Raw genomic sequence first — 19,069 nt, 5'->3', positions numbered from 1 at the left:
TTGTCGCAAAGTGTATGGCTTGTTGGCTGGTTGAGCATGAGAGAGGGTCTTAGATCAACTAAGAAAAAGTCTTAGAAACGGCAAGGTGTTGTACAAAGCGTGAATAAGGTCACGCTTGGTGAGGAAGTGATAAGAGGGGTATTTAGTTAACCGAAATCACAGCTTGACCGACTTTATTTGCAGTTATCATGCATCACTGTAATGATAACTCTCACAGGAAAAGAGGTCTGTTGAGGTCAGTAATGATTACGGTTGCGTTAGTGGATGACCATGCAGTGGTTCGTTCTGGCTTTGCTCAATTGCTTAATGTAGAAGATGATATTCAAGTGGTTGGTGAATACGGTGATGCACAAGCTGCATTTTTAGCGCTTTCAAAAAAACCAGTAGATGTCGTGATTATGGATATCTCGATGCCTGATGAAAGTGGCTTAAGTCTCTTGGCTCGTCTGAAAACGCTGCACCCTCATTTCAAAGCGATTATTTTAAGTATTTATGACTCAGCTTCTTTTGTGAGTAAAGCGATCGATAGTGGAGCGAGTGGTTATTTATCGAAGCGATGTGGTCCTAGTGAATTAGTCGATGCGATTCGTATGGTGGCACGTGGACACCGTTATTTGTGTGCTGATGCGTTGTTTAATTTGAGTAATCCTCAAGAAAAAAATGTGCTGATGGAGTTAACCAAACGAGAGCGTGAGATTTTTTTCTTATTGATCCAAGGCAAAGATGCTAAGGAAATTGGACAAGTGCTATTTCTGAGTTATAAAACTGTCCATGTTCATCGAGCCAATATTTTGAACAAACTTGGTTTAAGTAATATTGTCGATTTGATTCGTTTCGCGATACAACATCGTTTACTTGCTCAAGATTCGTAATGAAAAATAGTCATTATTTATTTCATGGCATGTTTGCTTTTCTTTTTTATGGGATAAGTCAGTTTTGTTTATGGAATATCAGTCGTTATCTAACGACGGATCATTTGATGGCATATTTACTCTTTCCGTCTGGTTTGAGGCTTGCAGTAGGATTATTAGCCCCTAACTTCGTGCGTTGGGTTTGCTTAGGGACAGATTTGTTACTCGCTGGGGTGATTTTATGGTTATTATCTGCCACGCCAGTGACCTATTTTATGTTTATTTTTCCAATCTTGAGTTTTAGCCTTGCGGCTATATGCGGTTTATATAAAGCGGCTTTACTTCATTACTGGCAGAAACTTTTACTACTGATGGGATTGATGATTAGCCATGCCCTCTTCGTTGGTATCGTCTTTTTTTTGTTATCCAAACCATTAGCACTTTCTTTCATTGATATGATCAACGCCTCTGTGGTGACCTTAACCGGCGCTGTAGTGGTAACGCCATTTCTTTATTTATTATCTGATTATTTAAAACATCAAATTTGGCTACCTCTCACTCCAAGTCTCATTCACCAAGACGTTCGCTTAAGTCCTTGGGTCTTAGTGTGGAGTCTGTTCTTTTTTAGCTTGGGGTTATTGGCTGAGCTGGTTTTGCTGGAGCAGATGAAACCATTAGCTCTACTGATCATTATTTTGCCAAATATTTTCTTGGCGTATCGGTATGGTTGGCAGGGAGGGGTACTGGCTAGTGTCATGAATTCCATTTTACTGGCTGCAGCGAGACAGGTGAGTGGCTCATTTTCGTCTGAGCAGGAGCTTTTGATCTTTATGGCCTCTCAATCCTTAGTGGGATTGGGATTAGGGATCGCTATCAGCCGTCAGCATAGTTTGGCGAAGGCGTTACAGCAAGCCAATCAGCGTTTAGCGACTCAGCTAATGGATAAGCAGCGTCTCGCGAGGCAGTTGATCACTATCGAGGAAGAGGTTCGTAAATCGGTTGCTCGTGAACTGCATGATGATATTGGACAAAATATTACCGCAATTCAGATCCAAGCAAGGTTAACCGAACGTTTGGCGTCGACAGACCCAGTACGGCAAAGCGCTAGCCAAATTCATCACATTGCAATGAATATCCATCAAGCCACCCGCCAATTACTAAAACGGTTAAGGCCTCATCTATTAGATGAGCTAGGACTTGAATCTGCGATACGACAGCTTATTCAAGATATGCGTTTTGCCGAACATGGAATTAACGTGTTGCTCAATATTGGCTTAGACAGCCATAAACTCGATGATATGACGTCAGTGACGCTGTTTCGAATGCTGCAAGAATTACTCAACAACATTGCTAAGCATGCTCAAGCAAGCGAAGTGCAAATTACCCTTTTTCCTGGTAGTGATTTGACTTTAGAAGTCAAAGATAACGGTATTGGCTTGCCTGATGACTGGTCCATAAGAGGGCATGGTTTGATTGGTATTCGCGAACGTGTGAGTGCACTAGGTGGCGATTTTTCTGTGTTAACCAGTCAACGAAGCGGTCAAGGCATGCATATTGTTGTTAACTTGCCCACAAAATAGTCATTGGTTATCCAAAAATAGGAATTATTCCTAGTCAATTAAAGTGAGGTCTCATGTTTTTTGTCGTTTCATTGTCTAGGATGAGGCAAGGTCAAGCGCGAGGATGGGCGACCAGATGATAAGTACAGCGCAGACTCATGATAGTGAGGTAGCAATACGTTACCGTTATTGGCGCTGGCATTTAATGGTGTCGATGTATTTAGGTTATGGTGTATTTTATCTCACTCGCAAGAGTCTGAACTTTGCGATGCCAGAAATGCTCAATGATTTAGGCCTACGCTATTCTGATATTGGTTTTCTGGGCACGTTATTTTATCTGACTTATGGTATTTCAAAGTTTTTATCAGGATTATTAAGCGATCACTCAGGCTCTCGATATTTTATGGGGTTAGGGTTAATCGCAACAGGTATCATCAATATTTTATTTGGTTTTAGCTCATCGTTGTTATTGTTTTCTGTGTTGTGGATGAGTAATGCTTTTTTTCAAGGATGGGGTTGGCCTGCCTGTGCAAAAATTTTAACCACATGGTATTCAAGAAGTGAGCGTGGTTTTTGGTGGTCAATCTGGAATACTTGTCATAATTTAAGTGGGGCGTTGATTCCGATAGCCATTGGTTCTATTAGTCTCGCTTTTGGTTGGCGTTATGGTTTTATTATTCCAGGCTGTATTGCTGTCTGTGTTGGGGTTTGGCTTTGTTACCGTATTCAACCTAAACCGATGGAATTAGGGCTTCCTTCCGTCGGACAATGGCGACAAGATAAGTTAGAGCTTGCTCATGAGAAAGAAGGACAAGCTTTAAAATTTAAAACCGCAGTGATGCGTTATGTATTATTCAATCGATACTTATGGCTGTTATGCGGATCTTATTTGTTGGTTTATATGGTTCGTATGGCAATCAATGATTGGGGGCCTCTCTATTTAGTTGAACGACATGGATATAATATTTTAACTGCCAACCTTTCTGTCTCTTTATTTGAAGTCGGCGGTTTTCTCGGTTCATTATTTGGTGGTTGGGGTTCAGATAAATATTTTCGTGGTAATCGAGCGCCAATGAATTTGTTGTTTGCTTTGGGAATTTTTATTTCAGTAACAGCACTATGGTTAACGCCTATTAATCATGTTTGGTTTTTATCAGGTTGTTTTTTTTCGATTGGTTTTTTTGTTTTTGGCCCTCAAATGATGATAGGTATGGCTGCGGCTGAATGTTCACGTAAAGATTTAGCAGGAACAGCAACGGGTTTTATTGGCCTGTTTAGTTATCTTGGTGCGGCTTTAACGGGTTACCCATTATCATTGCTGATTGAAGCGTGGGGGTGGGAAGGCTTCTTTTGTCTACTCACGGTGTGCGCTGCGTTAATCAGCTTACATTTACTGCCTTTTATTAAAGCACAGCAAATGGAATAAAAGTGACTCTTACCAGTTTGATGAGCTCATCCAAATCATCGGTTATCTGTTTGTCGAACTGCTTCAGAGCATCCTCGTCAGGATGAATTATGACCTTGACGATAACGTGAAACCTACCGTTGAGGATACTTAACGGAAGATAATAATAAGGAATGGACGATGAAAGTTGATATAAAACGTAGCTTGCTTGGATTGTGCGTAGCGGGCGCTTTACTTTCCCCTTTACAGGCGAGTGCGGCGGGTCGTTTGGTGGTGTATTGTAGCGCTACTAATGCAATGTGTGAGGCTGAAACCAAAGCGTTTTCTGAAAAATACAATGTACGCACTTCCGTGGTTCGCAACGGCTCGGGAAGTACCTTTGCTAAAATTGAAGCGGAAAAAAACAACCCTCGTGCTGATGTTTGGTACGGTGGAACGCTTGATCCTCAATCTCAGGCGGGAGAGATGGATCTCCTCACTCCTTATCAGTCACCAGAGCTGGTTAATATTATGGAGCAATTTCGAGATCCGGCTAAACGTAAAGGGAATTATTCCTCTGCTGTGTATATGGGAATTTTAGGCTTTGGTGTCAACACGGAGCGTTTACAACAAAAAGGGTTAGACATCCCTCGATGTTGGTCTGATCTGACCAAACCTGAATATAAAGGCGAAATTCAAATGGCCGATCCACAAAGCTCGGGGACCGCCTACACCGCGTTAGCGACCTTTATTCAATTATGGGATGAAGATAAGGCGTTTAATTACCTCACTGCGTTGGATAAAAACGTATCGCAATATACTAAGTCTGGTATTGCTCCATCTCGTAATGCTGCTCGTGGGGAAATAGCGATTGGTATTGGCTTTTTACATGATTATTCACTAGAGAAAGATAAAGGTGCTCCATTAGAACTGATTGCACCGTGTGAAGGTACAGGCTATGAGATTGGCGGTGTGAGTATTATTAAAGGCGCACGTAATCTTGACAATGCTAAGCGCTTTGTTGACTGGGTACTATCAAAAGAAGGTCAGGAATTGGCTTGGAAAGAAGGGCAGTCTTACCAAATTTTAACCAATACCTTAGCAGAACAGTCTCCTGCAGCGCTCGATCCGAAGGCATTGACCTTAATTGACTATGATATGGAAACCTATGGTTCGGCAGATGAGCGTAAGCGACTGATCACGAAATGGGTCAGTGATGTCAAAATGGGTAATTAATCTCCCCTCGCAGCTCGGTGATTGAATCCGAGCTGCCTAATTCTATCAATCGATTTATTTTACCGTCATCCAGTGCCGGTTAATGTTGTGCTGCCTAAATACTAGGTGGTCGATCATTTTTTTTCTCGGAGTAGAGTTATGACTGAGAATATTACGTCCATGAAGCAAAATACGGGTGCTATTCATAACACTGATCCTGTTTTTTATTGGATCGGTTTAGCCATCGCGGCATTTATATTGCTCCCTTCTTTTGCCCTTGATTATGGTTTGTTTGATTCAACCTCAGATGAGTTTTACGAAGCGATGGGATGGAGTCAGCCAAGCATCGCTTGGTTATGGTTTGTTTTACCACTTGGGCTATTAGTTAGGAGGTGGGGGGTACCTAAGCGCAGTCAAGTCATTCGTCACTATGTCGATATCGGCTACAGTTTAGCCAGTATGGGGGTTATCTTGCTTTCTTCTTGGTTAACTTATCAAGGATTAGGTTATGCCACTATCCCACTTTTTATCGTATTTATTGCTGTGATGACGTTAGCTTTTGCTCGATTAGAATATTTAGGCGGCGATTATTTTGTGATCAGCGCATTAATTACCATTGTTCTGTTGATCTCAGCTTTTATTATTTTCCCAAGCATAGCGATTTTTATTCCTATGTTTCAAAACAGCAGTGGACAGTGGGTGGCTTGGCAGTTTTGGGATATTCTCTCGCAATCTCATATTTTAAATATTATTCGTAACTCAATTTTACTTGGGATTGCCGTTGGCGTCGGCGCTACCTTTTTTGGTTTGTTGTTTGCTATTTACACGACACGTATAGCTAAACGCTCTGCATTCATTGCCCGGATTTTTTCTATCTTACCCATTGTGACCCCACCTTTTATTGTTGGCTTAGGGGTAACATTAATGTTAGGTCGCTCCGGCTACGTGACAGAATGGATGGTGGATTGGTTTGGATTACAGCAAACCAACTGGCTATATGGTTTTTCGGGAATATGGTTAGCTCAAGTTCTGGCTTTTGCTCCCATGTCGTTTATGATTCTCGATGGCGCGATGAAGTCACTTCATCCTTCTTTAGAGGAAGCCTCCTATAGTTTGCGTGCCAACCGCTATCAAACGTTTTTTCAAGTCATTTTGCCATTACTAAAACCGGCTTTGGCAAACTCATTTCTGATTATTTTTGTGCAATCGTTGGCTGACTTTAGTAACCCGTTAGTGCTAGGGGGAAGTTTTGATGTCCTCGCGACCCAAATCTATTTCTATATTGTTGGTGCCCAGCTTGATTACGCTTCAGCAAGTACACTCGGTTCGATACTTTTAGTTTTTTCTTTGGGTATTTTTGTTATTCAGTATTTATGGATTGGTCAGCGTTCATACGTGACGATTTCGGGTAAGTCTTATCGTGGTGATGTGCAGGCGATCCCTACCTCATTGAAATGGTTTGTCACGGTAGTGTTGTATGGATGGATGTTCTTTAATATTTTACTGTATGGCAGCATTTTCTTTGGCAGCTTTACCGTTAATTGGGGCGTCGATTACACATTGACTCTTAATAATTATATTAATTTATTCGGTAATGGGATGTCGGATGGTGCGTGGCCTTCTTTAATCACCACGATGATCTACGCGGGTATTGCGGCACCGATGACCGCCTTATTTGGTTTGTTGATTGCTTATGTTGTGGTTCGTCAGCAGTTTTATGGTAAGAAAGTGATCGAATTTTCCACCATGCTCTGTTTTGCTGTTCCGGGAACGGTCGCTGGTGTTTCTTATATCTTGGCGTTCAATAATGCTCCCATCTATTTAACCGGTACGGCAGCGATAGTTGTTATATCTATGGTAATGCGCAATGTGCCTGTGGGCATTCGTTCAGGTATCGCAGGTTTAGGACAGCTCGATAAATCGTTAGATGAGGCCTCGTTAAGTTTACGTGCGAGTTCTTGGCAGACTATTCGATATATTATTTTACCGCTATTAAGGCCTGCGATTTTATCGACATTGGTGTATAGCTTTGTCCGTGCAATGACCACGGTGAGCGCGATTATCTTTTTGGTGACACCAGAAACTCGGGTCGCGACATCGTATATTTTAAACCGTGTCGAAGATGGTGAATATGGGATAGCGATTGCGTATGGCTCTGTTCTGATCGTTGTGATGTTGGCAATTATCTTACTGTTTGACTTTTGGGTTGGTGAGGCGCGTGTCGCTCGCTCACGCTCGAATAACCAAGAATCCTAGTGGAGAGTGACCATGGAAAAAGAAAATTTTGTTGTACTCAAAAATGTCTGCAAACGCTTTGGCGATAATACGGTCATTGGTAATCTCGATCTGGCGATTAAAAAAGGCACCCTTGTCACCTTATTGGGTCCTTCCGGGTGTGGTAAAACGACGGTTTTGCGACTCGTGGCCGGTTTAGAAAAGCCGACTTCTGGGCAAATTTTTATCGATGGAGAGGACGTTACTGAGCGTTCGATTCAACAACGCGATATTTGTATGGTATTTCAGTCTTACGCACTGTTTCCTCATATGTCGTTATATGACAATGTCGCTTATGGCTTAAAAATGCTTAAGTTGCCGAGTAGTGAGATTCGTCAACGCGTTGAAGAGGCGTTAAAAATTGTTGGCTTAGAAGCGATGGGCGATCGTTATGTTGACCAAATATCAGGAGGGCAACAACAACGAGTGGCTTTGGCGCGTGCGTTAGTATTAAAGCCTAAAGTGTTATTGTTTGATGAACCATTGAGTAATTTAGATGCTAACTTGCGTCGTAGCATGCGTGAAACCATTCGTGAACTGCAGCAACGTTTTGATATTACCTCATTGTATGTAACCCATGACCAAGCTGAGGCATTTGCGGTTTCAGATACGGTTATCGTTATGAAAGACGGTGATATTATGCAAATTGGAGCGCCTCAAGAGCTATATAAAGCACCGACCTCAATGTTCATGGCAAACTTCATGGGCGAGGCGAATATCTTCCAAGGGCATTTTGATGGTGAAAACATCTCGATTCATGGTTATGCCATCACAGCAGACAAAGTGGTGACGGCTAATAAAGAGCCCGGTGAATATCAAATTGGGGTGCGTCCAGAAGCGATTTTATTGCAAGACCACGGCGAAATGAGCCAGTTATGCGATGTGAAAAAAGTGGTTTATATGGGGTCTATGTATGAAGTGACGGTTAACTGGCATGGAGAGGAGTTACTGTTGCAATTAAACTCAGCGCAGTTTAACGAGCAGTTGATTCATCATGCTTATCTCAGCATTAATGCCAGTGGACTTTTTTTACTTCCTAAGTCGTCTTCAATCAGCTAATCGGTAAGAAAAAGGGTAATCATCTGATTGCCCTTTTTTAGCAAATACTATCTCTATGTTACCCAAAATAAACACCTCTATACTCTTCCTATTTGAAGCTGTAGCTGTGTTGGCTACGTTCGTTCACCCCAATCATAGAGCTTGCCTACGCTCATGGGGATTCACTCACTTGCCGCCTACCTGCAACTCCAAGTTGTTTGAGTATGTCCATTCACTTGCTGCCAATTTTCTTGAATATCAGACTGCAAAAAGAAAAACAATTTGAGAATTAGACTAAATTGTTAGTCCTAAGAAGTAAAAAACCTCAGGTGATTTTAAAAAAATAGCCTACGTTTATAAGAACCACATAAATACCGTCATCGTTGTTATCCCACATTTCGAAATTCGTTTGTTCACCAAGGAGGTGAATTGTGAGTCTGTCGTTAAAAAGTAAACTGATTGGCACTAGCGTTCTCGCGGTTGCTTTTATGGCCGTCGTACTAACTATGCTTGCTGTCAATCAACTAAAGCATGAAACGGCTGTTAGCTTGCAGGCTCGAGTCAATGGCATCACCAAATCCGCTACCAGCGCAATTAACCAATGGTTAAGCATTCGTGGCAGTATTGTTACCTCGGTGATTCCGCATACCGCGCAGGAAAATACCTTACCTTTCTTACAGCAAGGCCAGCAGGCGGGCGGATTTGATTTACTCTATTTTGGTACTGAGCAAGGCAGTATGCATCGCTCGATTCCTGAGCGTGGGGCTTCTGATACCAGTTATGATCCTCGTACTCGCGGCTGGTATCGCGATGCGAAAGCGCAGAATCGACAGATACTGACTCACGTTTATGCTGATGCGATCACTCGTCAATTAATGGTGACAATTGCCGAACCTATTTCTCGTAATGGACGCCTATTTGGGGTAATTGGTGCCGATGTATTGATTGATCAACTGGTTAAAGATGTGATTGCTATCGATGCGGGTGCAAAATCGTCGGCGTTATTGGTCAATGGTAATACAGGCAATATTATTGCTCATCGTAATGCTGATTTGATTTTAAAACCGCTCAATACTTACAGCTCGAACCTAACCATGGCTGTGATTAACCAATCCATTAAGGATAATCAGGTTCAAGAAGTGAAAGTCGGCGGCGTTGATAAGTTTTTCTTTTTCGCCAAAGTACCGGGTACCGAGTGGTTATTGGGCATTGAACTTGATAAGTCCGTTGAACTGGCCACGATGAGTAGCTTAATGCGTCAATTGATCATCACGGCCGTTATTATTACCGGTTTGGTGGCCATCCTCGTTGCATGGTTAGTCGGTTTTCTGTTTCGAGATCTTAACCGGGTATCAAGTGCGTTGGCCGAAATCGCTGAAGGGGATGCGGATTTAACTCAGCGTATTGAGCCTCGTTATCAGGATGAAGTTGGTGCATTAGCCAATAACTTTAATAAATTTGTTAATAACATGCATAGCATGATCACCCGATTACAAGAGGTATCGCGTGGCTTAAATTTACAAGCGGAGAGTACGGCAGAACAAGCTCATGAGCGAAGCTTACGGATCACCGTACAACAAGACGAGATTAACATGGTTGCGACAGCGATTAATGAAATGGCGGCAGCCACTCAAGAAATCGCCAGTAATGCGGATAATACTGCCGCTACCGCATTGGATACGGTGAAAATATCTCAGCATGGTGCAGAGCAAGTTGAGCATACGCAAGCATCGATTGGCAATCTTTCTAAAGAAGTCTTGGTGGCGAAAGGTGTCATTGAAAACCTCAATCAACATGCACAAAACATTAATGCCATATTATCGGCGATTCAAGGGATTGCGGAGCAAACCAATTTGTTGGCACTGAATGCGGCAATTGAAGCGGCAAGGGCGGGTGAGCAAGGCCGTGGCTTTGCGGTGGTGGCTGATGAAGTTCGAGTTCTGAGCCAAAGAACCCATGACTCAACCCAAGAAATCCAGAAAACTATTGAGACATTACAGAAAACAACAGCCCAAGCAGTGGGCATCATGAATGACAGCAGTAAGCTATCAGAAAGTAGTGTTGAAGATGCCAATGTTGCTGCGCAAAGTTTGGCGCAAATCAGTGCTTCTGTTGGTACGATCAGCGATATGGCGACTCAGATAGCCACTGCGGCAGAAGAGCAAGCCTCTGTCACCGAAGAAATTACTCGTAATACACAAGCCATTCGTGATGTGTCTGATGGTCTCGCCAATGAAGCCAAAGAAGCATCGCATCAAGCGTCGCTGCTATCGAAGTTATCTAAAGAACTACAAAGCGAGATTAACCGCTTTAAGTTGTGAGTCGACTAAGCCTAGGTTTGATATGACCTAGGCTTCTTTGCGGCAACTAAAGAGGTGTAGTTAGTACCAGTGACCTTTGTTGATTCCCGCTCTCGGTTTTTTCTGCCATCCTAGGTGCTTTGTTGCTTTCCTCTCTCGTTATCCAGTACACTTTCAAGGTCTTTTTTCCTCAATCATTAGAGTGACTATGTTACAGAACCCTTTGCAGCTTCGTCTTGAGAAGTTTGAACCTTGGCAACAGATTACCTTTATGGCTTGCCTTTGTGAGCGCATGTACCCTAATTACGCTCTATTTTGTCAGCAAACAGAATTTGCGGATGCGCGTCGTTATCGTGATATTTTGGATAGCGTTTGGGAATTAATGACCGTTAAAAATGCCAAGATTGACTTTGATCGTCAGCTAGAGAAGCTCGAAGAATTGATCCCAACGACGGAAGCGTTTGAGCTGTATTTAGTCTATCCGGCGATTGACGCTTGTGAAGCACTGGCGACGTTATTGCATGGTTTGCTTGACCGAGATGACCTTTATGAATCGATGCAAAAAGTCAGTCAAATTTCGGTGCGTACGGTGGCTCAGTTAGAAGAGGCGCAAACCGGTGAAGTGATCACCAATGACAACCAAAAGAGCAATGAAGCGGTGTGCGCTGAATGGGATGTGCAATGGGCGATTTTTAGACCCTTGCGTGAAGTTACCGAGCGAGATATTGAGTTGATTAAAGACCTGCGCCATGAACTACGTGATGACTGTATGAGCAATATTGGCTTAACGTTAGGCTAGTTACCCCCGATACTCTGTTTATTTACGGCGCTACGTCGTTTGAGTATTGCGAGCGATATTCATCATCCAACCTCAATTTTAAGGAGTGCCCCATGCTGGAATCAATGGCTCAATGGCTGAGTCAGTATGATATTGAATTATCAAGAATTATCCCTATTGCTGAGGCTTTGGGATTGATTGTACTGATTGCTGTTGCGATTCATGTTTTCCTTCATCGGGGCGTGGTGAGATGGTTAAAACAACATGCCGATGACTCTCAAGCCTCTTGGCGACATGTGCTGTTTGCTGGCAATTTATTCAGTCGCATTGCTTTATTGATCCAAGGTGCGGTCATCGGTGTTCAAACCCAACTGTGGTTATCACAAGACAGTGCTTTACGTGAGGTGATACTGACCTTGGTGGCGTTATGGGTGGTGGTATATGGGCTGTTAGCCTTTTACTCGTTGCTTAATGTGTTGGAAATCTTGCTATCGAGAACCGCCGTTGGCCGCACGATGCCATTACGAGGGTTAAACCAAAGCCTCAAAATCATTTTATTTATTATTGCCACGTTATTAGTCACTTCGATATTAATCGGTAAGTCGCCGGTACTGCTTCTCAGTGGTGTCGGTGCCATGACCGCGGTGATCATGTTGGTGTTTAAAGATCCGATCTTGGGCTTAGTGGCGGGGGTGCAGTTATCAGCCAATAAAATGCTCAGTGTCGGTGATTGGTTAGAGATGCCTAAATATGGCGCAGATGGCGATGTGATTGACATCAGCTTAACCACGGTCAAAGTGCAAAACTGGGATCGTACCATCACCACTATTCCAACTTATGCGCTGATCTCCGACTCTTTTAAGAACTGGAAGGGGATGCGTGAGGCTGGTGGTCGACGCATTAAGCGCAGTGTTTTAGTGGATGCGACGAGTGTTCAGTTTTTAACGGAACAGGCTATTGAGCGCTTAACTCATGCCCAGTTATTAGAACCGTATATTAAGCAAAAAGTACAAGAAATTACCGTTTATAATCGTGAGCATCACGTCGATGAAAGTAGCCCTATTAATGGCCGAAGATTAACGAACTTAGGCAGTTTTCGCGCTTACTTAGAGCGTTACTTACGGGCTCATCCAGAGATTCATCAGCATATGACCTTGATGGTCCGTCAGCTTGCACCGACCCATGAAGGCATTGCCTTAGAGCTGTACTGTTTCACTGCCACGACCGTTTGGGTTGAGTATGAGCGCATTCAGTCGGATATTTTTGATCACCTTTATGCGGTCTTACCCGAATTTGGTCTGCGCGTATCCCAAGCTCCGACAGGCAACGATTTCCGCCAATGGCAAAAAGCATCCTAAGGCCAAGATCACATCATCGAGCTTAGCCGTCAGAGGATGAGACATTATCGACGATCTGACTCATCCTCGTCTCGGCTTTCAATAACGCCATGTGCCTCTTTCCATTGCTCCCAGCGTTCAGTGGCTAGTTGCTGCATGTCGGTGACTTTGTCTGCTTCGTCAAGGATCTCTTCACCGACAAGGTGTTCAAACACATCTTCTAGGGTTAGCAAGCCTTGCACGCTGCCATATTCATCGACGACTAACGCGAGCTGCTGACGTTTTTTCATCATCTGATCAAATGCTTTCGGTAAGGTTTGTGTGTTAAGCACAACATGCAACGGGCGCATCACATTACCGAGCTTCTGAGCGCCTTGATGGTTTTGTTGCCATTTGAATAGCTCTAGCCTATGCACAAAACCAATCACATTATCCGTCTCTCCGCTATAAATCAGTGGTCGTGAAAATGGCGTGTCACTGTGTTCATTCAAAAACTCATCAATGCTCATATCGGCACTGACTCTGAAAAGTACCGTTCGCGGTGTCATGACTTGAGTGACGGGAACATCGCTAATGGAGAGCAGATTGTTGAGTATTTTCGACTCTCCTTCGGCTAACTCGCCACTTTCATTAGCCATTAATGCCATCGCGGAGAGTTCATCACGCAATTTTATCGATGGTTGTTGAGGGGCTAAACGTTTCGTGATCTGTTGTGAAAACCAAATGAAGGGGCTTAAAGCCCAAATCATCCAATGCAATACATTGGCAGAGATAGGTGCTAATTGACGCCAATAGGTGGCACCCAAGGTTTTGGGGATAATCTCAGATAAGACTAAGATAGCTAAGGTTAGCAATGCCGAAAATAATCCCAGCCACTGGTTACCAAAAACAAGGCTTGCCTGAGCACCAGCACTTGCTGCCCCGACGGTGTGGGCGATGGTATTTAAAGTGAGGATTGAAGCTAACGGGCGATCAATATCTGCTTTTATCAGCGAGAGTTTTTCAGCACTTGGGTGATCTTGCTGTCGTAATTGAGCTAGGTAGCTTGGAGTGATACTGAGCAGTACAGCCTCTAATACGGAGCAAATAAAAGAAACGCCAATCGCGATAGTCACGTATAAGCTTAATAGCAGCATAACAGCCTTAATAATAGGTTCATTTTCCGGATTATTGACACAGTATAGCTACTCTATATCGCTATACTTGTTCACTTCAAGGTCAAGATTCTCGTTCATTGCTACTGGCTGACTATTCCAAGTTATGGGTATCCAATCAGTAGAGAGTTTGATCGTCTTTGTCTATAAATAAAGGCGCTGGTGGGTTAAAACAAGGTCAGGCGAGGCTTGAAAATACAGTAAATTGTGAGTGAATACTCATATTATGGTTAAAAGTACGTCAGAGAAGCACAACGGATACGACAAACCTTTGCCAGATAGGGCATTTATGTTTTAGAGTGGGTTCGATTTGATAACCTATAAGAAGGGAAACCTAATGAACAAGACCCAATTAATCGACTTTATTGCAGAGAAAGCAGATCTTTCTAAAGTACAGGCTAAAGCTGCTCTTGAAGCGACTCTTGGTGCGGTTGAAGGTGCACTTAAAGAGGGCGACCAAGTTCAACTAATTGGTTTTGGTACATTTAAAGTTAATCACCGTGCGGCGCGTACTGGCCGTAATCCAAAAACCGGTGAAGAGATCCAAATTTCAGCCGCTAATGTTCCAGCATTTGTTGCCGGGAAAGCACTGAAAGATTCATTGAAGTAATTTATACTACGCCGAGATATTCTATCTCGGCGTCTCTATCATGAAAAAATTCCTCTCACTTCTTCTTACCCTGCTTCTTATCGGCTGTGCTTCTTCGGTTCCTCATGCCAATCTTGATCAACGTAGTGACTATGTCGGTGGTCAAACGATGGGCGATGCGACGCATTTCTATTGGTATACCGAATATCAAAATCGTCCGGCTCATGGTGCTGATCAGGTACTAATGGGCGACTATGGCTGGTATCAAACCAATTATCGCTGGGAGTCTGGTTCTGTGCGTGAAGTGGTGCGTGAAGGCATGCAGCTAAGAGGCGCGCAATTGGTCCCTTACCGCGTGCATGTGCGCTTTAACCAACAAGGGGAAGCGGTTTATCAGCAATTTCGTGTTGATGGTAAAGTGTTGCCATTAAACTTAGAGCAGCGTAGTGAGTATTTGCAGCAAGCGCAGCAACTGGTAGCAATGAGCAAGCAGCAAGCTCGTCAAGGTTGGTCTTTATATCAAGGTGTGTGGGACGGACAAAGCTTAACCAGCTGTACCGGACGTCGTTTTTCGCAAGTGATCTGGCCGTTGACTACGCCAGAGCATGTCATGGAACGTTTGAAAACTCCTCATTATGTTGCCTTGTTGGGTCGAGTGAGCAGTGCTCAGTTGCAAGTCGACAGCGTGTTATCAGTGGCAGAACCTGACAGAGCTTGTATGACTCAACCAGCATTGATTGATGCCGATTAAATACTTAGATAAAAAGACCATCGGTTAGAGATGCTTGATTGAGACAAGAATCAGAAAATCAAAAAGCCGGTGATCCGGCTTTTTGATTATGGCTTGGTCATCAGTAATGGTCGCAACGTCTATTTTGCTTGCTCACGAGCAATCGCTCGGTAGCCAATGTCATGGCGATAGAACATGCCTTGCCACTCTATTTGCTTAGCGAGCTGATAAGCGCGCTGCTGAGCTTGGAAGACGTTTTCTCCTAATGCCGTGGCGCATAATACTCGTCCCCCGTTGGTCACGACTGCACCTGATTGATCACTGGTACCAGCGTGGAAGACTTTCTCTCCAGCGACTTCTTCCGTCGGCAAACCAGAAATCACATCCCCTTTACGATAATCGGCTGGGTAACCACCCGCGGCAAGCACAATACCAATTGATGCACGTGGATCCCATTTCGATTCTACTTGATCAAGTTTGCCATCCAGCGCCGCTAAACACAGCTCAACCAAATCTGATTGCAGACGCATCATAATCGGTTGGGTTTCAGGATCACCAAAGCGGCAATTGTATTCAATCACTTTCGGGGTGCCTTGGGCATCAATCATCAATCCGGCGTAGAGAAAACCGGTATAAGGGTTACCTTCCGCCGCCATGCCGCGCACAGTGGGATAAATCACTTCACGCATCACACGATCGTGTACGTCTTGAGTGACGACCGGAGCGGGGGAGTAAGCGCCCATACCACCAGTGTTAGGGCCAGTATCGGCATCACCCACGCGTTTATGATCTTGGCTAGTCGCCATCGGCAGCACATTTTCACCATCGACCATAACGATAAAACTCGCTTCTTCGCCATCAAGAAACTCTTCAATGACGACGCGGCTGCCCGCTTCGCCAAAGCTATTATCCGCCAACATATCTTGAATGGCGTCTTCAGCTTCTTGTAGCGTCATCGCAACAATGACCCCTTTACCCGCCGCCAGACCATCGGCTTTGACGACGATCGGTGCGCCTTGTTCACGTACATAAGCCAGCGCTGGCTCAATCTCGGTAAAGTTAGCGTAAGCGGCGGTCGGAATATTATGGCGAGCGAGAAAATCTTTGGTAAAGGCTTTTGAACCTTCTAATTGCGCCGCCGCTTGAGTGGGGCCGAAAATCGCTAGTCCCGCGTCACGGAATGCATCAACCACGCCAAGCACGAGAGGGATTTCAGGGCCAACAATGGTGAGGGCAATGTTTTTTTGCTGAGCAAAGGCGACTAAACCGGCAATATCTTCTACGGCAATATTGACGTTTTCTAGCTTAGGTTCAAGCGCGGTCCCCGCATTACCCGGAGCGACAAAGACGGTTTCAACTTGAGGATTCTGTGCGACTTTCCAACCCAGAGCGTGCTCACGGCCACCAGAACCAATAACGAGAACTTGCATAATGACTTCCTTAAATTTTAAAGGCTCTAGGACCTAGAGCCTAGAACCTAAATCAATGACGGAAATGACGCATTCCGGTAAAGATCATTGCCATTCCGTGTTCATTGGCGGCAGCAATCACTTCATCATCGCGCATGGAACCACCGGGTTGAATGACACACTTGATTCCCGCTTGGGCTGCTGCATCGATTCCGTCACGGAAAGGGAAGAAAGCATCAGAAGCCATTACGCAGCCTTCGACTTGCAAACCTTCGTCAGCAGCTTTAATACCGGCGATTTTAGCCGAATACACCCGGCTCATTTGTCCTGCGCCGACACCGATGGTCATATCTCCTTTGGCGTAAACAATCGCGTTCGATTTAACGTATTTCGCGACTTTCCAACAGAACAGTGCATCTTTAAGCTCTTCTTCCGTCGGTTGACGAGTGGTAACAACATTAAGATCATCAACAGTAACCATACCTTGGTCGCGATCTTGTACCAACAAGCCACCGTTAACTCGTTTGAGATCGAAACCAGTCGTTTTACTCGACCATTCACCGCACGCCAGTAAGCGAACATTCTTTTTCGCCGCGATAATCTCAGCCGCTTGCTCAGAAACGCTTGGAGCGATGATCACTTCGACAAATTGGCGTTCAATAATTGCCGTTGCTGTGTCCGCATCGAGCTCGCGGTTAAAAGCAATAATGCCACCAAAGGCTGAGGTTGGATCGGTTTGATAAGCGCGCTGGTAGGCTTGAAGAATATCGCTGCCTAAGGCGACGCCGCATGGATTCGCGTGTTTGACGATCACACACGCGGGTTCAGCGAACTCTTTCACACATTCAAGCGCAGCGTCGGTATCGGCAATATTGTTGTACGACAATGCTTTGCCTTGAATTTGACGCGCGGTCGCGACTGAGGCTTCTTGTGGGTGAGCTTCTACATAAAACGCTGCCGCTTGATGGCTGTTTTCGCCGTAGCGCATGTCTTGTTTTTTGATGAACTGCGCATTAAAAGTTCTTGGGAACTTGGAGTCCTCATCCCCTTCTTGATTGTCGCCATAAGAGGGAACCCGCGTGCCGAAGTAGTTGGCGATCATGCCATCGTAAGCGGCGGTATGTTCAAAAGCAGCAATGGCGAGATCGAAACGGGTATCTAGAGTTAGAGCATTGTCGTTAGCATCCATTTCTGCAATCACACGTGAGTAGTCGTGGGCATTGACCACGATCGTTACGTCTTGATGGTTTTTCGCCGCAGAACGCACCATGGTTGGCCCGCCAATGTCGATGTTCTCAACCGCATCGGCTAATGTGCAACCAGCTTTCGCAATGGTATCAGCAAAGGGATACAGGTTTACCACCACCATATCGATTGGTTGAATGCCATGTTCTGCCATGATGGCGTCATCTTGACCACGACGGCCTAAGATTCCGCCATGCACTTTCGGGTGTAACGTTTTTACGCGTCCATCCATCATTTCTGGAAAGCCAGTATAATCAGACACTTCTGTCACAGTGAGGCCATGCTCGGCTAAAAGGCGAGCGGTGCCGCCCGTTGAGAGAAGTTCTACGTCACGTTCTGCAAGTGCTTGAGCGAATTCAAGAATACCCGTTTTATCAGAGACGCTGATCAGAGCGCGGCGAATAGGGCGAGCGTTGTTCATGCTTCCACTTTCCTTTCATTGATGGAGTGTATTTGCCCAAGCAATCACGGATGACTTGGGTATAATCAAAATGTTTTACCACAAAGCGCCTTCTCATCCCAAGCACGGTAATGTCATGCGCCGATGATGAGCGTTGTTCTTGTGTGAAGATGGCGCATATTCTAGCCAAATTCTGGTTAAAGGTCTTGCGCAATCGTTTGGCATGAGGAAAATAATCGTTAAAAGTCATTTTTTCAAGTAAAAAATCCATTGGCTTTACGGAGGAAAATCAATGTTTCAGATCGGCGAGTTAGCTAAGCGTTGTGGCGTATCGAGCGATACCCTACGTTTTTATGAGAAAAACGGTTTAATCAAGCCTGCGGGGCGTAGCGAATCGGGTTATCGCTTGTACAGTGAGGCGAATCAGCGCCAAGTGAGCTTTATTTTAAAAGCCAAAGCACTGGGCTTGAGTTTGGACGAAATTAAAGAATTACTGGAAATTAAGCTTGAAGCGACCGAACACAGCTGCGCTGAAGTGAAATCGATCACCAGCGCGAAACTGACGTTAATTGATGAGAAAATTGCTGAGTTAACGCGTATTCGCATCGCATTAAAAAAGATCAATGATGCCTGCTGTGGTGACACCGATGATGATGCCAGTCACTGTTCCATTTTAGCGGCGTTGGAATAACCAACCTTAGTTTGCATTTTTAGTTTGTCGGATAATTAGTCGGTTGATCTAAATCTTTATATAATCCCGCCCTTCTTGATTAAATGACATAAATGTCACTTAATCATTGCCTATC

The 19,069-nt window shown here is 44.4% G+C and carries 16 protein-coding genes; 12 read left to right on the top strand and 4 right to left on the bottom strand.

What is annotated here, in order from left to right; all coding sequences use genetic code 11:
* The first annotated feature begins 242 nt into the window (after nucleotides 1-242).
* The 9 genes from FKN88_RS14550 (at nucleotide 243) to FKN88_RS14510 (ending at nucleotide 12,757) form a co-directional block, all read left to right on the top strand.
* Nucleotides 243-872 (top strand): response regulator transcription factor, encoded by a 630-nt coding sequence (locus tag FKN88_RS14550; RefSeq protein WP_004397391.1) that lies wholly within the window; start codon nucleotides 243-245, stop codon nucleotides 870-872.
* Entirely contained in the window at nucleotides 872-2,431 is a 1,560-nt protein-coding gene (gene uhpB, locus FKN88_RS14545; protein ID WP_187985417.1) for a signal transduction histidine-protein kinase/phosphatase UhpB, read from the top strand. The genes FKN88_RS14550 and uhpB overlap by 1 nt, the downstream gene beginning before the upstream one ends.
* Before the next feature lie 115 nt (nucleotides 2,432-2,546).
* Complete coding sequence (gene uhpC, locus FKN88_RS14540) at nucleotides 2,547-3,836, top strand: MFS transporter family glucose-6-phosphate receptor UhpC (protein WP_004397388.1); 1,290 nt, start codon at nucleotides 2,547-2,549, stop codon at nucleotides 3,834-3,836.
* Nucleotides 3,837-3,995: 159 nt separating this feature from the next.
* Complete coding sequence (locus FKN88_RS14535) at nucleotides 3,996-5,030, top strand: ABC transporter substrate-binding protein (RefSeq protein WP_040905659.1); 1,035 nt, start codon at nucleotides 3,996-3,998, stop codon at nucleotides 5,028-5,030.
* 138 nt (nucleotides 5,031-5,168) lie between these two features.
* A complete protein-coding gene (locus tag FKN88_RS14530) occupies nucleotides 5,169-7,265 on the top strand; it encodes an iron ABC transporter permease (protein WP_306687611.1) in 2,097 nt (698 codons plus the stop codon).
* A 12-nt stretch (nucleotides 7,266-7,277) separates the two neighbouring features.
* Nucleotides 7,278-8,342, top strand: a complete 1,065-nt coding sequence (fbpC, locus tag FKN88_RS14525) for a ferric ABC transporter ATP-binding protein (RefSeq protein WP_154169412.1) — start codon at nucleotides 7,278-7,280, stop codon at nucleotides 8,340-8,342.
* A gap of 410 nt (nucleotides 8,343-8,752) precedes the next feature.
* Nucleotides 8,753-10,642, top strand: coding sequence for a methyl-accepting chemotaxis protein (locus tag FKN88_RS14520; protein WP_306687612.1), 1,890 nt, complete (start codon nucleotides 8,753-8,755; stop codon nucleotides 10,640-10,642).
* Nucleotides 10,643-10,829: 187 nt separating this feature from the next.
* The gene (locus FKN88_RS14515; RefSeq protein WP_004397372.1) at nucleotides 10,830-11,420 is read left to right on the top strand and encodes a YjaG family protein; all 591 of its coding nucleotides are present in this window, start codon (nucleotides 10,830-10,832) and stop codon (nucleotides 11,418-11,420) included.
* Between the two features lie 92 nt (nucleotides 11,421-11,512).
* A complete protein-coding gene (locus FKN88_RS14510) occupies nucleotides 11,513-12,757 on the top strand; it encodes a mechanosensitive ion channel family protein (RefSeq protein WP_186463798.1) in 1,245 nt (414 codons plus the stop codon).
* A 44-nt stretch (nucleotides 12,758-12,801) separates the two neighbouring features.
* Here FKN88_RS14510 and FKN88_RS14505 read toward each other — a convergent pair whose 3' ends face one another.
* Entirely contained in the window at nucleotides 12,802-13,872 is a 1,071-nt protein-coding gene (locus FKN88_RS14505) for a CNNM domain-containing protein (RefSeq protein WP_217528936.1), read from the bottom strand.
* 355 nt (nucleotides 13,873-14,227) lie between these two features.
* Between FKN88_RS14505 and hupA the strand changes: the two genes are divergently transcribed.
* On the top strand, nucleotides 14,228-14,500 hold the full coding sequence (gene hupA, locus FKN88_RS14500) for a nucleoid-associated protein HU-alpha (protein WP_004397369.1): 273 nt from the start codon (nucleotides 14,228-14,230) through the stop codon (nucleotides 14,498-14,500).
* 40 nt (nucleotides 14,501-14,540) lie between these two features.
* Entirely contained in the window at nucleotides 14,541-15,230 is a 690-nt protein-coding gene (locus tag FKN88_RS14495; RefSeq protein ID WP_217516066.1) for a DUF1481 domain-containing protein, read from the top strand.
* 119 nt (nucleotides 15,231-15,349) lie between these two features.
* Here the strand turns inward: FKN88_RS14495 and purD are convergent, their stop codons facing one another.
* The 3 genes from purD to FKN88_RS17530 are packed head-to-tail and all read right to left on the bottom strand — an operon-like array spanning nucleotide 15,350 to nucleotide 18,534.
* Complete coding sequence (gene purD, locus FKN88_RS14490; protein ID WP_217528940.1) at nucleotides 15,350-16,639, bottom strand: phosphoribosylamine--glycine ligase; 1,290 nt, start codon at nucleotides 16,637-16,639, stop codon at nucleotides 15,350-15,352.
* Between the two features lie 52 nt (nucleotides 16,640-16,691).
* Complete coding sequence (purH, locus tag FKN88_RS14485; protein ID WP_306687614.1) at nucleotides 16,692-18,284, bottom strand: bifunctional phosphoribosylaminoimidazolecarboxamide formyltransferase/IMP cyclohydrolase; 1,593 nt, start codon at nucleotides 18,282-18,284, stop codon at nucleotides 16,692-16,694.
* Nucleotides 18,238-18,534, bottom strand: a complete 297-nt coding sequence (locus FKN88_RS17530) for a hypothetical protein (protein WP_233268193.1) — start codon at nucleotides 18,532-18,534, stop codon at nucleotides 18,238-18,240. Before FKN88_RS17530 ends, purH begins: the two co-directional genes overlap by 47 nt.
* Before the next feature lie 21 nt (nucleotides 18,535-18,555).
* Here FKN88_RS17530 and zntR point away from each other — a divergent pair, with 21 nt between their 5' ends.
* Nucleotides 18,556-18,954, top strand: a complete 399-nt coding sequence (gene zntR / locus FKN88_RS14475) for a Zn(2+)-responsive transcriptional regulator (RefSeq protein ID WP_004397353.1) — start codon at nucleotides 18,556-18,558, stop codon at nucleotides 18,952-18,954.
* Nucleotides 18,955-19,069: the final 115 nt, after the last annotated feature.

The sequence above is a fragment of the Vibrio sp. 2017_1457_13 genome (assembly GCF_030851525.1).
GTDB classification, from domain to species: domain Bacteria; phylum Pseudomonadota; class Gammaproteobacteria; order Enterobacterales; family Vibrionaceae; genus Vibrio; species Vibrio metschnikovii.
This window is presented reverse-complemented; position numbering and strand designations above follow the sequence as displayed.

Coding starts and splice junctions, on each gene's coding strand:
- FKN88_RS14550 (WP_004397391.1), top strand. CDS start 243: ATGATTACGGTTGCGTTAGTGGATGACCATGCAGTGGTTCGTTCTGGC.
- uhpB (WP_187985417.1), top strand. CDS start 872: ATGAAAAATAGTCATTATTTATTTCATGGCATGTTTGCTTTTCTTTTT.
- uhpC (WP_004397388.1), top strand. CDS start 2,547: ATGATAAGTACAGCGCAGACTCATGATAGTGAGGTAGCAATACGTTAC.
- FKN88_RS14535 (WP_040905659.1), top strand. CDS start 3,996: ATGAAAGTTGATATAAAACGTAGCTTGCTTGGATTGTGCGTAGCGGGC.
- FKN88_RS14530 (WP_306687611.1), top strand. CDS start 5,169: ATGACTGAGAATATTACGTCCATGAAGCAAAATACGGGTGCTATTCAT.
- fbpC (WP_154169412.1), top strand. CDS start 7,278: ATGGAAAAAGAAAATTTTGTTGTACTCAAAAATGTCTGCAAACGCTTT.
- FKN88_RS14515 (WP_004397372.1), top strand. CDS start 10,830: ATGTTACAGAACCCTTTGCAGCTTCGTCTTGAGAAGTTTGAACCTTGG.
- FKN88_RS14510 (WP_186463798.1), top strand. CDS start 11,513: ATGCTGGAATCAATGGCTCAATGGCTGAGTCAGTATGATATTGAATTA.
- FKN88_RS14505 (WP_217528936.1), bottom strand. CDS start 13,872: ATGCTGCTATTAAGCTTATACGTGACTATCGCGATTGGCGTTTCTTTT.
- hupA (WP_004397369.1), top strand. CDS start 14,228: ATGAACAAGACCCAATTAATCGACTTTATTGCAGAGAAAGCAGATCTT.
- FKN88_RS14495 (WP_217516066.1), top strand. CDS start 14,541: ATGAAAAAATTCCTCTCACTTCTTCTTACCCTGCTTCTTATCGGCTGT.
- purD (WP_217528940.1), bottom strand. CDS start 16,639: ATGCAAGTTCTCGTTATTGGTTCTGGTGGCCGTGAGCACGCTCTGGGT.
- purH (WP_306687614.1), bottom strand. CDS start 18,284: ATGAACAACGCTCGCCCTATTCGCCGCGCTCTGATCAGCGTCTCTGAT.
- FKN88_RS17530 (WP_233268193.1), bottom strand. CDS start 18,534: ATGGATTTTTTACTTGAAAAAATGACTTTTAACGATTATTTTCCTCAT.
- zntR (WP_004397353.1), top strand. CDS start 18,556: ATGTTTCAGATCGGCGAGTTAGCTAAGCGTTGTGGCGTATCGAGCGAT.